Origin of the sequence: Acidocella sp. (assembly GCF_036489515.1) — a bacterium.
Lineage (GTDB): Bacteria > Pseudomonadota > Alphaproteobacteria > Acetobacterales > Acetobacteraceae > Acidocella.
Window position 1 is genome coordinate 1 of the sequence record NZ_DASXFO010000038.1, and the last position, 14,280, is coordinate 14,280.

The following is a 14,280-nucleotide window of genomic DNA, read 5'->3' on the forward strand; positions in this document are numbered from 1 at the left end:
TATGATCCGGGCGTGTAATCGCTACTTTCGTCCCCATAACAGCCCCCCTGATGCGAAGCTCCCCATCAGGGTATCGAATCGGAAATTCCCCGCCTTGGGAATCCCCCAGGGAGAGTCAGAAGCAAGGCGGGCTGGTATAAGAAGCCGCTTTTTGAAAAAAGCGGCGCAAAAACTTTTTTTATGCTGGGCCATGGGCGTGTCGCCGACACAGCCTCTGGCCCAGCGTAGCAAAGTTTTTTTGCTACTTTTTGTTCACAAAAAGTAGCCTTTCTTTCTTCCTACCCTACCAGCGTACGCAGCTCCGCCGCAGGCGGCCGGGCGCCGATCTGGCTGATCGCCATCGCCGCGGCCTTGGCGCCGAGCGTACCGGCGGCGTGCAGGCTCTCGCCCTTGGTGTATGCCGCCAGAAACCCGGCGGCGTAGGCGTCGCCCGCGCCGGTCGTGTCGATCACCTTCGCGGGTGCTGCGGCCACGGCGATCTCCTGCCCCTCATGCAGAATTACACTGCCCGCCTCGCTCTTGGTGAGCACCGCGAGCTTGATGTCGCGCGCGGCATCCTTTGCCGCCTCGGCGAAATCGTTGCGCTGGTACAGGCTGCAGATCTCCGCCTCGTTGGCGAACAGAATGTCCACGCCCTGGGCGATCAGCCGGCGGAAACCGTCGCGGTGCCGGTCCACGCAGAACGCGTCGGAGAGCGAGAGCGCGGTTTTCTGGCCTGCCGCGCGCGCTATCCGCGCCGCCTCGGCGAATGCCGCCTGTGCCGCCGGCGGGTCGAACAGATAGCCTTCCAGATAGGTCACAGCGGAGGCCGCGATCACGGTCTCATCGAGATCGTCCATCCCGAACTCGCCACCCGCACCGAGATAGGTGTTCATGGTGCGCTGGCCATCCGGCGTGACGAGGATCAGGCAGCGTGCGGTCGGGATCGCCGCCTCCAGCGGCGGCGTCGCGTAATGCACGCCATGGCCGGTGATTTCGCGGCGGAATGCGGCGCCCATCTCGTCCTTCGCCACCTTGCCGAGGAATGCGACACGGGCGCCGAGCGCCGCCGCGACAGCACAGGTATTGGCGACCGAGCCGCCCGAGGCGGTGAGTCCACCCTGCATCGCCGCGGTCAGTTTGGTCGCGCGGTCAGCGTCGATCAGCGACATCCCACCCTTCGGCATGTCGTGCCGATTTAAAAAATCGTCATTCGTTGGCAGTAAAAGATCAACGATGGCATTGCCGATCCCTGTGATATCGAAGCGTGTGACGGCCATGCGGGTCATCCTTCCGTAAGAATTGCCCGCCGCCGATAGCATTCCGCGCCCTCCCTCGCCATAGTCGCGGGATTTGAGGTGTTGTCGGGCCACAGGGGCGCATGCTAGCTCCGCCTCGATGATGCTCGAATCCGGGAGGACGCGTGTTCAACAGACGCAAGCCTGAAGTACCGAAGCCGTCCGCCGCCGTTCCGGCGCCGCGCGACAATGCGTTTATCACGTCGCCGGCCGGTGCCGACGCGGCATCCCCTCAATCACAAGCTGTCAAGGAAACCGCCATGGCCCGCTCCCCCTTCGCGCCCCCGCTTCCGGCCACGCCGACCACGCCAGCCTCCCCCGCCTCACCGCTGCGCCCGAATGTCGGCGGCAACGCGCCGGCCCCGCGTGAGGAAGGCGCCCGCCGCACCCTGGTGGTCGGCCGCGGCATCAGCGTGCAGGGCACCGTGCAGGACGCCGAGCGCTTGGTCGTCGAAGGCACCGTCGAGGCGACCATGATCAACGGCCTCGCCGAACTCTCGATCGCCCATGGCGGCATGCTCAAAGGCGAGGTCGAGGTCGAGGAGGCTGAAGTCGCCGGCACCATCGACGGCACGCTGGTCGCCCGCCAGTCGCTGATCGTGCGCGCCACGGGCCGTCTGCTCGGCACCGCCCGCTGCCGCCGCCTGCAGGTGGAAGATGGCGGCCAGATCACCGGCCGCATCGAAATGATGACCGACGCGGCCAGCCCGGCCTCGTACACCCCTGCCCCGAGCGCGAAGATCGAAGACTAAGAAGAAAGCAGCCGCTTTTTAAAAAAAGCGGCGCAAAAATTTCTTTATGCTGGGCCATGGGCGTTGTCGCCGACAACGCCCATGGCCCAAATTAGCAAAGTTTTTTTGCTACTTTTTGTTCACAAAAAGTAGTCCTATCTTTCTCGTGATAACCGGCGCGGCCAGCACCAGGGCGGCCACGTTCCAGGTCACGAAATCCGGATTTTTGGCTCCCTCCATCACCGCGTCGACGATCGCCAGCAGCGCCAAGGCGGTTGCAGCGCAAAGATCCTCCCAGCCCAGCGCCTGCGGCCGGTCTTTGGTCCAGAAGCGCAACACCGCGGCGATCACGGGGATGATGAACGCCGGCAGCTGCGCGTCGCGGTCGTGCCCGTCGAACACCAGAAGCGCCTGGGAAATCGCCGCACCGGCAAGGAACACGAACCACAGCGAGTCATAGTTGAATTGCAGCCGCCCGCGCCGCAGCGCCGCCAGCGTGGCGGCGGCAGTGACGGCCGGCGGAAGTGCGGCGCCCGACAACACCGCATCGGCGCGGCGGATCACCATGAACGCGAACACCGCCTGGAGGAGCAAGTTAACCGCCGCTTCCAGGCGCAGCCAGTCGTCGTAGAGCAGCGGCAGCGTGCCGATGCAGGCGATCGCATAGCCATTGCCGAGCATGAACGAGGGCACCGCGAGCCTGGAGTTGCGGAAGCCGACGGCGCCGTACAGCAGGCTGCCCATCAACGCACCGAGTGCCGCGTACCAGCGCCAGTCCGGATGCTCCACCACCGCGCCGTTCAACGGAAATTTCAGCTCCCGATGCGCGTTCCAGAGACCCCAGCTGGCCCCGGCCACGCCCTCATCCTGGTATTTCCAGTTCTGGTCGAACGCCTCGGTGAGGTCATAATCCACCCCTTCCTGGCGCGCGAGGGTGACCAATTCGCGCCAGAAAACCGCCTCGTTCACCCGGCTCGGCGCGGCGTCACCGCGCCAGCGGCCGCGGCTCGGCCAGCCCACCCCGCCGAGGGAAATCCGCTTGGTCGGAAACTGCGTCTTGAACGCCTCGGTGGTGGCGCGGATTTGAGCGATGGACGCGTCCACATTCAGCTTCGGGTTCTGCCCATAGGGCCGGAACTCAAGCATCACCACATCCACATGCGCCGCGACCTGCGGGAACCGCCGCCAGGTATCGGGCATGTCGGCATAGGCCAGCGGTTGCTTCACCCGCGCCCGCACCTCGTCGATGTCCGCGATCAGCTCGCCCACGGACAGGTCGCGCCGGCGCAGCACCTCGGTGCCGATAATGACGCGGGTGACCGTGCCGGGATACGCGTTCGCCGCGGCGATGCCGGCGGCGATCTCTTTGGCGTTGTCCTGCTTATTGGCCCCGAGCCGGATGCCGAGCCATAGCTTCAACCCCGCTTGGCCGGCCAGCGCGCCGATATCGTAAGGGCCCTCGAGCGCCGAAGCGGTGCGGATACCATTCGCCCTGGTGGCGATCAGCCGCAGATCCGCTTCCACCTGCCGGGCCGTCGGGCCATGCTGGTCCCGCGGCGATTGCCAGGCTTGATAAGGGGCGTAGGACAGGACCAAAAGTTTGTCGGCCGGCATCGTCACGTCACCAGCCTGCGGCTGATTTGGTCCCGCCCAGAGAAAAAAGGTTAGGACAGTGAACAGGGCGCAGGCCAAAAATCCGCGTTTCATGCCCTTGGGCTTAGCTGGAGCGAAATTGTAAAGGAAGAGATATGAACGACGCCGAAATCCGCGACCTGTTACTTGGCACCCGGCGCATCGCCGTGGTGGGCGCTTCTAACAAGCCCGCACGCCCCTCCTACGGGGTGATGGAATTTCTGCTGGCCCAAGGGTTCGAGGTGACGCCCGTGAATCCGGGCCTGGCCGGCCAGGAGATTCTCGGCCAACTTGTCGTCGCCAGCCTCGCCGAGGCGACGCCGCTCGACATGGTGGACTTGTTCCGCAACCCGGCCGAGGTGGAGGCGCCGGTGCGCGAGGCCATCCGCCTCGGCGCGAAATCGGTCTGGATGCAGCTCGGCGTGATCAACGAAACGGCGGCCGAACTGGCGCGCGAGGCGGGGCTCACGGTGGTGATGGACCGCTGCCCGGCGATCGAGATGCCGAGGCTCGGTATCGTTAAAGCGTAGTAGAAAGCAGCCGCTTTTTAAAAAAAGCGGCGCAAAAACTTTTGGCGTAGCTGGGTCTGGGGCTGCGTCAGCGACAACGCCCCATTGCCCCTCGTTTAAGGGCGAATGTGATTTTCACGATTTGAGATCGTGGTCACGCTCCTCCAGGCGGGCTATTCAGGCACTGATGTGCGGCGTGAGGAGATCGGCCAAGCCGATGTTCCGGTACATCTCGCGGCGCATGCGGTCGGCCACGGCGTTGACGATTTCGGCGCCATCCTGCGACGGGTCGACATGGACCCGGAACGGGCGCTTGCCGAACGGCGTGTCAACGACCCGCACGATCTCGCGCGCAACCTCAGCTGGATCGGCATCTTCCGGCTCCAGCCGCGCCAGACCCTGCAAGGCTTGATCAGCGATTCCGGCATAAGGACCGGCTTCATATTCCGCAGCGCGCGCTGCATCGGACGGCTTGCCGGAATGCGCAAAATGGTTCGTACCTTTGGTGAACGCGCCGGGAACGATGATGGTCGTTTCAATGCCCCAGCGCGCGAGTTCGGTTGAGTAGGAGACGGCGAGCGCGTCCATCGCCGCTTTGGCGGCGAAATAAGGCGCCAGGAAAGGCGGCGTGCCGCCACGCGTCGAGGATGATCCGACCCAGACCAGGAGACCTTTGTTTCGGCCGCGCAGATGCGGCAACGCGGCACGGTTGACCCGCTGCGCGCCAAGTACATTGACATCGTATTGCTGGATGAACTGGTCGGGGGTGAATGCCTCGGCCGGTCCGAACACCATGTGCCCCGCATTATGGACGACCACATCAAGACGGCCGGCATCCTTCAAGATTTGCGCAACACCGGATTCCGCGGAACTGTCCGACTGAACATCGAGCTCCACGCTGCGCAGGTCGAGGCCGTGTTCTTTCGACCAGGCAGTAACCTCGGCGACACGAGGCGCGTTGCGGCCTTCGGTCTCGCGCATCGAGGCGTAGACGGTATGACCTGCCTCGGCGAGCGCTCTGGCTGTCATCAGGCCGAAGCCCGAAGAGGCGCCCGTCACGAGAATGACGTGCTTAGACATGGGTGTGATCCTTTCGATCAATTTAGATGGCAAGGTTTTTGGTCTGTCGGGTGCGGTCAGATGATTCCGCCATTGGCGCGCAGGGTCTGGCCGTTGATCCAAGCCCCGTCCGGTCCGGCCAGGAACGCGACGGCATTGGCGATGTCCTCAGGCTGGCCAAGGCGCTCCAGTGGCGTCAGTTTTGCCAGGCGGTCGATCACCTCCTGCGGCTTGCCGTCGAGGAATAGTTTTGTTGCCGTCGGCCCGGGCGCGATGGCGTTGACGGTGATATTGCGGCCCCTGAGCTCCTTCGCGAGAATGGGAGTCAGCGCTTCGACCGCGGCCTTCGTCGCGGCGTAGACCCCATAACCCGGCTGCAGCAGGCCGACGACGCTAGATGAAAAATTTACGATCCGACCGCCATCGCGCAGCCGCTTGGCGGCCTCGCGCAGGGTGTTGAACGTGCCTTTGAGATTGATCGCGACATGGCGGTCAAACACCGCATCGTCGCATTCGGCGATTGGCGCCAGGGTCATGATGCCGGCATTGTTGATCAGCACGTCGACGCCGCCAAAAGCTGTCTCGGCAGAGTCGAACATACGGCGCACCGCCTGAGCATCGGAGATATCGGCCTGAGCCGGGACAGCCCGGCCCCCAGCGGCCTCGATCCGGGCAACCACCGCCTCGGCCGAGGCGGCGTTACCAGCGTAGTTCACCACGACAATAAAGCCGTCTTTGCCAAGGCGTTCGGCGACAGCGGCGCCGATCCCACCGGAAGCGCCGGTCACGATGGCTATTTTTTGGGTCTGAGTGGTCATTTTCAGTCTCCTTCATTTGAGCGCCACAGCGGCACCCAATGAACAGACCATAAACCTTCCGGAAAAACAGATAATCCGTCATAATTCGGCATCACTATCCGAAAGGGCGTATAATGGATCGCCTCGACGCCATGCGCGTCTTCATCCGTATCGTCGAACGATGCAATTTTAGCCGCGCCGCGGATGATCTCGGCCTGCCGCGATCATCCGTGACCGATGCCGTGAAGGGGTTGGAGGCGCGGCTTGGCGTACGACTCCTCCAGCGGACCACCCGCCATGTCAGCCCGACCTTGGACGGACAAGCCTATTACCGGCGCTGCGTCGACCTGATCGCCGATTTGGAGGATGCGGAGGGCGCCTTTCTGGGCGCCAAGCCGTCAGGGCTCATCCGCGTGGATTTGCATGGCACGCAGGCGCGCCAGTTCCTCTTGCCTGACCTGCCGCGCTTTCTCGACATGTATCCGGGTATCAGGCTGCATTTCGGCGAAGCCCATCAGCCGGTGGATATGATCCGCGAGGGGTTCGACTGCATCCTGAGAGCGGGTGAACTCGCCGACTCTCCGCTCATCAAACGGCGCTTGGCGATGCTGGATCGGGGCACGTTCGCGAGCCCAGACTACCTAAAGCGATTCGGCAGACCAGAGACGCTGGACGGCCTCGCCAACCACAAAATGGTGGGATTACTGGCACCGGATACGATGGAGATCAGCCCTCTTGCTTTTCAGGTGGGAGGGGTGATCCGCCGACTCACCCTGCCGGCAACGATGACGGTGACAGGCCCTGAGACAAACGTGGCCGCCGCCTGCATGGGGCTCGGGCTAATCCAGGTGCCGCGCTATCGTGTCACCCCCGAACTGGCCGGCGGTGCCCTTGTCGAAGTGCTAGCCGATTTTCCATCGACGCCACTGCCTGTACACGTCCTTTATTCGCACAGGCGCCACCTATCGCCTCGCCTTCGGGTCTTTATCGACTGGGTGGCGGAGCAGTTCCGCCATAAGGCCAACCCAACAGAATAACATCTACGGCGGAGCGGGAGGTGGCCAACATCGCTTTCCAAAATAGAACCGCTTCCTTCCCCTACCCCAACACTGCCTTCTGCGCCGCGAACAATTCCGCCGTGCCGGCGCGGGCCAGGCTGAGCAGCGATGCAAACGCCGCGTCATCAAAAGTGGACTTCTCGGCGGTGGCCTGGATCTCGACGATGCCGCCATGATTGGTGAGGATGAAATTGGCATCCGTGTCGGCGGCGGAATCCTCGGCGTAATCGAGATCGAGGACCGCGACACCCTTGAAAATACCGCAGGACACGGCGGCGACCTGGGCGATCAGCGGGTCGGCCTTCAGCACATTGGCGCTCCGCAATTTGCGGAAGGCCAGCGCCAGCGCCACATAGGCCCCGGTGATCGAGGCGCAGCGCGTGCCGCCATCGGCGTTCAGCACGTCGCAATCGAGCGTGACGGTGATTTCGCCCATCAGCTTGCGGTTCACCACGGCGCGCAAGCTGCGGCCGATCAGGCGCTGGATTTCCTGCGTGCGGCCGGACTGTTTGCCGCGCGCCGCCTCGCGGTCGCCGCGGCTATGGGTGGCGCGCGGCAGCATGCCGTATTCCGCCGTCACCCATCCCTCGCCCTGGCCGCGCATGAAACCGGGCACCTTGCCCTCGACGCTTGCGGTGCACAGCACCTCCGTGCCGCCCATGCGGATCAGCGCCGAGCCCTCGGCGTGATGGGAAAACCCGGTCTCGATGCGCACACTGCGCAGCGCGTCAAAATTTCTGCCTGAAGGGCGCATCACCATCTCCTGTCCGTCTTTCATGCGGCGTGCTATTACCCGAGGCTGTGCCCATGGACCATAGGAGCAATTTGAACCCGAAACCGCCGCCCCGGCTTCCCCCCGGACTGGACGTGCGTTCCGCCGCGGTACTGCGCGAGATCGTCGAGCAGTATGTGGAGACCGGCGAGCCCGTGGGCAGCCGCACCCTCTCCCGGCTGCTGCCGCAGCGTCTGTCCCCGGCGACGATCCGCAACGTCATGGCCGACCTCACCGATGCCGGGCTGCTGTTCGCGCCGCATACCTCGGCGGGGCGCCTGCCGACCGACCGCGGCCTGCGGCTGTTCGTCGACGGGCTGCTGCAATTCGGCGAGCTCTCGGAGGATGAGCGCAACACCATCAACCACGCCCTCGCGCAATCCGGCCGCTCGCTGCAGGACACGCTGGCCCAGGCTTCCACCATGCTCTCCGGCCTGTCCTCGGCCGCGGGCCTGGTGCTGGCCCCGAAGAGCGAGGGGCCGATCAAGCATATCGAATTCGTGCCGCTCTCGCCGGGCCGGGCGCTGGTCATTCTCGTCTCCGCCGACGGCCAGGTGGAAAACCGCATCATCGAAACGCCGCCCGGCCTGCCGCCCTCGGCGCTGCAGCAGGCGAGCAATTTTCTCAACGCCAGGCTTTCCGGCCTGTCGCTCGACGATCTGCGCCGGCAGGTTGCCTCCGACCTCGCGGCCGACCGCTCGGCGCTGGACACGCTGACCAGCAGCGTGATCGAGGCCGGCCTCGCCACCTGGTCCGCCGAAGGAAGGGCCGGCTCGCTGATCCTGCGCGGCCAGGGACGGCTGCTCGCGGATGTGGACCAGCTGGAAAAACTCGGCGCGATCCAGGCGCTGTTCGAGCGGCTGGAAACCGAGGAAACGATGCTGCGCCTGCTCGACCTCGCCGAAACCTCCGACGGCGTGCGCATTTTCATCGGCGCGGAATCCGGGCTGTTCGGCGCCGCCGGCGTGGCCATGGTGGTGGCCCCGGCGCGCAACGCCCAGGATCGCATCGTCGGCGCGATCGGCGTGATCGGCCCGACCCGCATCAATTACGGCAGGATCATCCCGGTGGTGGACTACACCGCCAGAGTGATCGGCCGGCTGCTGGGATAGAAGGAAGAAAGCAGCCGCTTTTTAAAAAAAGCGCCGCAAAAATTTTTTTTATGCTGGGCCATGGGCTGTGTCAGCGACAACGCCCATGACCCAAAGGAGCAGAAAACTACTTTTTGTTCACAAAAAGTAGTGCTTCCTTTTTACGCTGACAGCGCCGCCGGCTCGGTGCGGGCGCGCTTGGTGATGAGTTTATTCAGCGCATGGATATAGGCGCGCACGGCAGCGACGATGGTGTCGGTATCCGCCCCCTGGCCGTCGACCAGCTTGCCTTCCTCCTCCAGCCGCACGGTGCAGCGGGCCTGGGCGTCAGTGCCCTCGGTGACGGCGCCGATCGAGAACAGCCGCAAAGCCGCCTCATGCGGGAAGATCATGTGAACGGCGGTGAAAACGGCGTCGACCGGACCGTCGCCCAGCGCGTCTGCGCTCTGCCTCACCCCGTCCACTTCCAGCTCCAGCAGCGCGCGCGGCTTGGATTTCGAGCCGGCCCAGACTTCCAGGTCCACAAACTTGATGCGCTGGTGGTCGCGCATCACCTCGTCATCGACCAGGGCGACGATGTCGTCGTCGTAGACGACCTTCTTACGGTCGGCGAGATCCTTGAAGCGCTGGAAGGCCACCTGCAGCGCGTTGTCGCCCAGATCGCCATAGCCCAGCGTCTTCAGCTTGTCGCGGAAGGCAGCGCGGCCGGAATGCTTGCCCATCACCAGCGAGGTTTTCTGCCAGCCGACGCTCTCCGGCGTCATGATCTCATAAGTCGCGGCATTCTTCAGCATGCCGTCCTGATGAATGCCGGATTCATGGGCGAAGGCGTTGCGGCCGACGATCGCCTTGTTCGGCTGCACGTCGAAACCGGTAACCGTCGCCAGCAGTTTGCTGGTGCGCAGGATACGGGTGGTCTCGATGTTATGCGTGTAGGGGGCGGCATCCGGGCGGGTGCGGATCGCCATCACCACCTCTTCCAGCGCGGTATTGCCGGCGCGTTCGCCGATGCCGTTGATGGTGCATTCGATCTGCCGCGCGCCGGCGGAAACGGCGGCGAGGGTGTTGGCGACCGCCAGGCCCAGATCGTTATGGCAATGAGTGGAGAGAATGATCTTGTCCGCGCCCGGCACCCGCGTGCGGACCATCGCGAAAATCCGCGCCATGTCCTCCGGCACCGCATACCCAACCGTATCGGGGATGTTGATGGTGGTCGCACCTGCCTTGATCGCGGCTTCCACACAGCGGCACAAAAAGTCCGCCTCGGTGCGCGTGCCGTCCTCGGCGGACCATTCCACGTCGTCGGTATATTGCCGCGCCAGGGTGACCGACGCAGTCACCGCCGCCAGCACCGCCTCCGGCTCCATGCGCAGCTTGTATTTCATGTGCAGCGGGCTGGTGGAGATGAAAGTGTGGATGCGCCGGCGCTCGGCCGCCTTCACCGCCTCGGCGGCACGCACGATGTCCGCCGGGGCGGAGCGGGCGAGACCGGTGATGACCGGGCCCTTCACCGTCTCGGCGATGCGCCGCACGCTCTCGAAATCGCCGGCGCTGGCGACGGGAAAGCCCGCCTCCATGACGTCCACGCCCAGCTCGGCCAGGGTCTCCGCCATGCGCAGCTTCTCGTCGATGTTCATCGAAAAGCCGGGGGATTGTTCGCCGTCGCGCAGCGTGGTGTCGAAAATGATGACGCGCTGTTCGTCGATGGCGCCGAAATTCGGGTGATTGATCGTGGTCATGAAGAGGGTCCGTTCCGCTTAAAATGCCGTGGGAGAGATTTTGGAGGCATTCCCCTGAACGATGCCGGCAGCGCGAAACCGCGCGGACTTACGCCCAGGGGCGGGTAAGTCGAAGGAGCAGACCGGAAAGGTTGGCGATAACCATGTCATCGCAAATAGGACAATCACGCCGCGGCTGCAAGTTTTTCGGCCCCGAGAGAAAAAAGCGGCAGAGGCTCTGTCAGCGCCAACGCCCATGGCCCAGCATTAATAAAGTTTTTTGCTACTTTTTGTTCACAAAAAGTAGTGCTTCCCTTTTGCTTGCCTTAGCTCTGCTCAGAGCTTCGGCGTCCAGACCAGTGTGCTGGCGCCGCGCGGCTCGATGATCCGCCCCGCACCCGGCTGTGGGGCTTCCGCACTTCGGTAGATGGCCAGCCGGCCCGGCTCCGGCGCATCCTCGTCCTCCTCCGGCGCGGTGCGGCGCTGGCTGGGGCCGGTGAGCGGCACGAACCAGCCGCGCATGCCCTGCATCTCGACAAAATGCTTAGCCACATGGCGCAGCAGCACGACCCGGCAGGCGCTGCTGCCGCTGAGCTCGACCGGGACGATCAGCCACCCCTCCGGCGCCACCTGCTCGAACAGCATGGAAGGCAAATCCCAGACGCCGGCGGTGATGATGACGCGGTCGAACGGCGCCGCCGCGGGGCAACCAAGCGCGCCGTCCTGAACCAGGATGGTGACATTGCCGAGCCCGCAGGCCGCCAGATCGGTCCGGCTCCGCGCCGCCAGCGTGGCGATGATTTCCATGCCGGTGACACGGCCTGACCCGCCGGCGAGATGGGCCAGGATGCCGGCGAGCCAGCCCGAACCCGAACCGATTTCCAGGATTTTCTGCCCCGGCTGCACGTCCAGCAGATGCACCAGCCAGAGCACGAAACTGGGCTGCGAGTTGGTGGACGCCAAAATGTCTCCGCCTTCATCCACATGCGCCAGCACCCGATCGCTGTAGATGAGGCCCAGGCAACCTTCCGGCGCGGCGTCAAAATTCCGCACCCGGCCCTCACCGGCGCGAAAACGATGCACGAAGGCATGGCGCGGCACCGCCTGCACCGCCGCCGCAAGCCGCGCCGGCAACCCCGCGGCGCCTTGGGCCCGAAAGGCGGCGTCGAGCATAGCAATGAACCGTACGAGATGCGGCGCGACGCGTTCAGGTGGCAGCGGCATCCGCACAGTTTAGCACAAATCGAAGTAGCCGCTTTTTGAAAAAAGCGGCGCAAAAACTTCTGTTCCGCTGGGCCATGGGCGTTGTCGGGGACAACGCCCATTTTCTAGGTCTCCAGCAGCCCCTGGAGGTAACTGGCCAGATCGACGCGGATCGGCATCAGGTACGCATTGCCGCCGCCGGCCCGGATCATCCTGAGCGCGGCGCGGGCGAAATTCCTGTTCCACGCCATCTCCGGCGCGAAATCGGCGGGGAAGACGACGCGGTTGGTCGTCTCCCAATAGGCTTTGGCGCGCGCGCCCAGCACCGGGGCCACGCCCCAATACACGGTCTGGCCCGCCAGCATCTCCATGCACATTTCCAGCAGCCGCAAGTCGAAGAACGGTTGCGTGAAAAAACCGTCCGCGCCGGCATCGAGCTTGCGCATGACACCGATCAACTCGTCGCGCAGCCCCAGCCGGTACGGGTCGAACGCGGCGTAGACGCGCAATTCCGGATGGTGGCGCTTGATCCGGCGGATGATGTCCTCGCTGGTATTCGGCCAGGTCTGGTGGCTCAGATCGTGCGGCGGATCGCCACGCACCACCAGCACCTCGCTCACCCCGGCCGCTTTGAGCCCTGCCGCCATCGGCAGCGCCGCCCCGGGCGGAATGTCGATGGCGCGGATATGCGGAATCCCGGCGGCCAGCAACGGCCGGGTCACCGCACAGGCCTCCCAGCTGCGCAGCGGAAAGCGCATCAGGTCGGGGATGTTGAAGACATCGACATCCGGAAGGGCGGCGAGAACACTGCTGGCATCGGTCTGCAATTCGGCCGTGCCGCGCGGCACAAGTTCAACGGAAAGACGCATGCCGCATTATCGCGAAGTTTTGGCGAGGGCGATATGGCTGGGCCATGGGCTTTGTCGCCGACAACGCCCATGGCCCAGCATGACAAAAGTTTTTGCGCCGCTTTTTTTCAGGCAATCTCACCCAGCCGTCGCATCAGCACCGACAACCCCGGCTCGTGCACCAGCCCTGCCGCGGTCGCCACATCCATCCATTGCAGGCGCCGCTGCTTGCGCTCCGGCCATTTCTTCATCTGGATGCCGACCTCGAGTGAATAGACCTCCACGGTCGCCGGCTGCACCACGCCCGAGCGCAGGCGCTTGCCATAGGTGTAGACGCCGAGCGGAATGTCGCTCACCACGCCGGCCAGCCCGGCCTCCTCATAGGCTTCAACCGCCGCGGCGATGGCTGCCGTCTGCCCCGGCTCGACATGGCCTTTGGGGATCACCCAGCGCCCGGTATCGCGCGAGGTGATCAGCAGCACGCGCAAGCCCTCCGGCCCGCGGCGGAACGGAATCGCGCCGGCCTGACGCACAATGTGCGTCTCCCGGATCAATTCTGAAACTGCCGTCACATGGTCCATGATGTTGTCTAGATAAGTTTTTTTGCCCTGCACGCCAAGAGTTATTTTGCAGGGAAGAGTTGCCCAGAGATCAAAACACCGTGGCGCCGCGCATAGCAGTCCTAACTGACAACAAACTTACAGAAGGAAGGCTTCTTTTTGTGAACAAAAAGAAGCAAAAAAACTTTGTTAATCTGGGCCATGGACGCTGTCGCCGACAAAGCCCACGGCCCAGCATAAAACGAGTTTTTGCGCCGCTTTTTTCAAAAAGCGGCTGCTTCCTCACTTACCTGCGTATGCCGCTCGCCGCATCGAACACGTGCAGAACGTCGTTGGGAAGATCAATCTGCAACTCCGTTACGCCGGGAGGTCCTCCCGGGCGCCTCAACGTCAGGCGTTGGCCGCAAGGTAGCGTCCCGTGGATCAACGTCTCGGTACCGAGCGGCTCGACCAGGTCGATTGTCAGAACCCGACCTTGATTGACGACCTTGATATGCTCGGGGCGAACGCCCACAAGTGAGTTCACCGGCACGTCGGAAATCCCAACGCGGTCGGGGTGAAGAATATTCATAGCCGGCGCGCCGATGAACTGCGCAACGAACAGATTGGCCGGCCGCTCGAATACCTCCATCGGTGTCGCGATTTGCGCGACACGTCCGGCCTGCATAACCACGAGCCGGTCCGCCATGGTCATGGCCTCCATCTGGTCGTGGGTAACGTAAAGCGAGGTTACTTGAAGGCGCTTTTGCAAGCGGCGGATTTCCGCGCGCATTGTCACGCGCAGCTTGGCGTCGAGATTTGACAGAGGCTCGTCGAACAGAAACATTTTCGGCTCGCGCACGATGGCTCGGCCCATGGCGACGCGTTGCCGCTGGCCGCCGGACAGATCTCTGGGATAACGCGTCAACAAATCGCTCAGGCCGAGTTGCGCAGCCGCCTCGGTCACTTTGCGTGCAATCTCCGCCCTCGCCTCACCGCGCAGCTTCAGCGCGTAGCTCATGTTCTGCGCCACCGTCATATGCGGA

The 14,280-nt window shown here is 63.9% G+C and carries 15 protein-coding genes; 5 read left to right on the plus strand and 10 right to left on the minus strand.

Annotated elements, in window-relative coordinates; translation table 11 throughout:
• The coding region (locus VGG47_RS05545; protein ID WP_331536264.1) for a hypothetical protein at positions 1-265 on the plus strand (265 nt) is incomplete at its 5' end.
• 13 nt (positions 266-278) lie between these two features.
• Here VGG47_RS05545 and VGG47_RS05550 read toward each other — a convergent pair.
• Positions 279-1,259 carry an adenosine kinase gene (locus tag VGG47_RS05550; protein ID WP_331536266.1) on the minus strand — a complete coding sequence of 327 codons (981 nt, stop codon included), beginning with the start codon at positions 1,257-1,259 and terminating at the stop codon, positions 279-281.
• A 278-nt stretch (positions 1,260-1,537) separates the two neighbouring features.
• Between VGG47_RS05550 and VGG47_RS05555 the strand changes: the two genes are divergently transcribed.
• Complete coding sequence (locus tag VGG47_RS05555; RefSeq protein WP_331536268.1) at positions 1,538-2,029, plus strand: bactofilin family protein; 492 nt, start codon at positions 1,538-1,540, stop codon at positions 2,027-2,029.
• Between the two features lie 108 nt (positions 2,030-2,137).
• Here the strand turns inward: VGG47_RS05555 and VGG47_RS05560 are convergent, their stop codons facing one another.
• On the minus strand, positions 2,138-3,622 hold the full coding sequence (locus VGG47_RS05560) for a glycoside hydrolase (protein ID WP_408841570.1): 1,485 nt from the start codon (positions 3,620-3,622) through the stop codon (positions 2,138-2,140).
• Positions 3,623-3,756: 134 nt separating this feature from the next.
• Between VGG47_RS05560 and VGG47_RS05565 the strand changes: the two genes are divergently transcribed.
• Entirely contained in the window at positions 3,757-4,170 is a 414-nt protein-coding gene (locus tag VGG47_RS05565; RefSeq protein WP_331536272.1) for a CoA-binding protein, read from the plus strand.
• Positions 4,171-4,326: 156 nt separating this feature from the next.
• On the opposite strand, the gene VGG47_RS05570 is transcribed toward VGG47_RS05565, so the two are convergent.
• The gene (locus tag VGG47_RS05570; RefSeq protein ID WP_331536274.1) at positions 4,327-5,229 is read right to left on the minus strand and encodes an SDR family oxidoreductase; all 903 of its coding nucleotides are present in this window, start codon (positions 5,227-5,229) and stop codon (positions 4,327-4,329) included.
• Between the two features lie 56 nt (positions 5,230-5,285).
• A complete protein-coding gene (locus tag VGG47_RS05575) occupies positions 5,286-6,026 on the minus strand; it encodes an SDR family oxidoreductase (RefSeq protein WP_331536276.1) in 741 nt (246 codons plus the stop codon).
• A gap of 113 nt (positions 6,027-6,139) precedes the next feature.
• Here VGG47_RS05575 and VGG47_RS05580 point away from each other — a divergent pair, with 113 nt between their 5' ends.
• Positions 6,140-7,042, plus strand: coding sequence for a LysR family transcriptional regulator (locus VGG47_RS05580; protein WP_331536278.1), 903 nt, complete (start codon positions 6,140-6,142; stop codon positions 7,040-7,042).
• A gap of 61 nt (positions 7,043-7,103) precedes the next feature.
• Here VGG47_RS05580 and rph read toward each other — a convergent pair whose 3' ends face one another.
• A complete protein-coding gene (gene rph / locus VGG47_RS05585) occupies positions 7,104-7,817 on the minus strand; it encodes a ribonuclease PH (RefSeq protein ID WP_331536291.1) in 714 nt (237 codons plus the stop codon).
• Positions 7,818-7,888: 71 nt separating this feature from the next.
• Between rph and hrcA the strand changes: the two genes are divergently transcribed.
• Positions 7,889-8,947: a heat-inducible transcriptional repressor HrcA gene (gene hrcA / locus VGG47_RS05590; protein ID WP_408841568.1), complete on the plus strand. Its 1,059-nt coding sequence runs from the start codon at positions 7,889-7,891 to the stop codon at positions 8,945-8,947.
• 140 nt (positions 8,948-9,087) lie between these two features.
• On the opposite strand, the gene VGG47_RS05595 is transcribed toward hrcA, so the two are convergent.
• The 5 genes from VGG47_RS05595 to VGG47_RS05615 all read right to left on the minus strand — a co-directional run.
• Positions 9,088-10,665, minus strand: a complete 1,578-nt coding sequence (locus VGG47_RS05595; RefSeq protein WP_331536282.1) for a 2-isopropylmalate synthase — start codon at positions 10,663-10,665, stop codon at positions 9,088-9,090.
• Positions 10,666-10,980: 315 nt separating this feature from the next.
• Entirely contained in the window at positions 10,981-11,868 is an 888-nt protein-coding gene (locus tag VGG47_RS05600) for a protein-L-isoaspartate O-methyltransferase family protein (protein ID WP_331536284.1), read from the minus strand.
• Positions 11,869-11,972: 104 nt separating this feature from the next.
• On the minus strand, positions 11,973-12,716 hold the full coding sequence (locus VGG47_RS05605; RefSeq protein ID WP_331536285.1) for a methylenetetrahydrofolate reductase: 744 nt from the start codon (positions 12,714-12,716) through the stop codon (positions 11,973-11,975).
• Positions 12,717-12,823: 107 nt separating this feature from the next.
• Positions 12,824-13,267: an NUDIX hydrolase gene (locus VGG47_RS05610; RefSeq protein ID WP_331536287.1), complete on the minus strand. Its 444-nt coding sequence runs from the start codon at positions 13,265-13,267 to the stop codon at positions 12,824-12,826.
• Between the two features lie 274 nt (positions 13,268-13,541).
• Positions 13,542-14,280, minus strand: a 739-nt coding sequence (locus VGG47_RS05615) for an ABC transporter ATP-binding protein (protein ID WP_331536289.1), incomplete at its 5' end; no start/stop codon positions are given.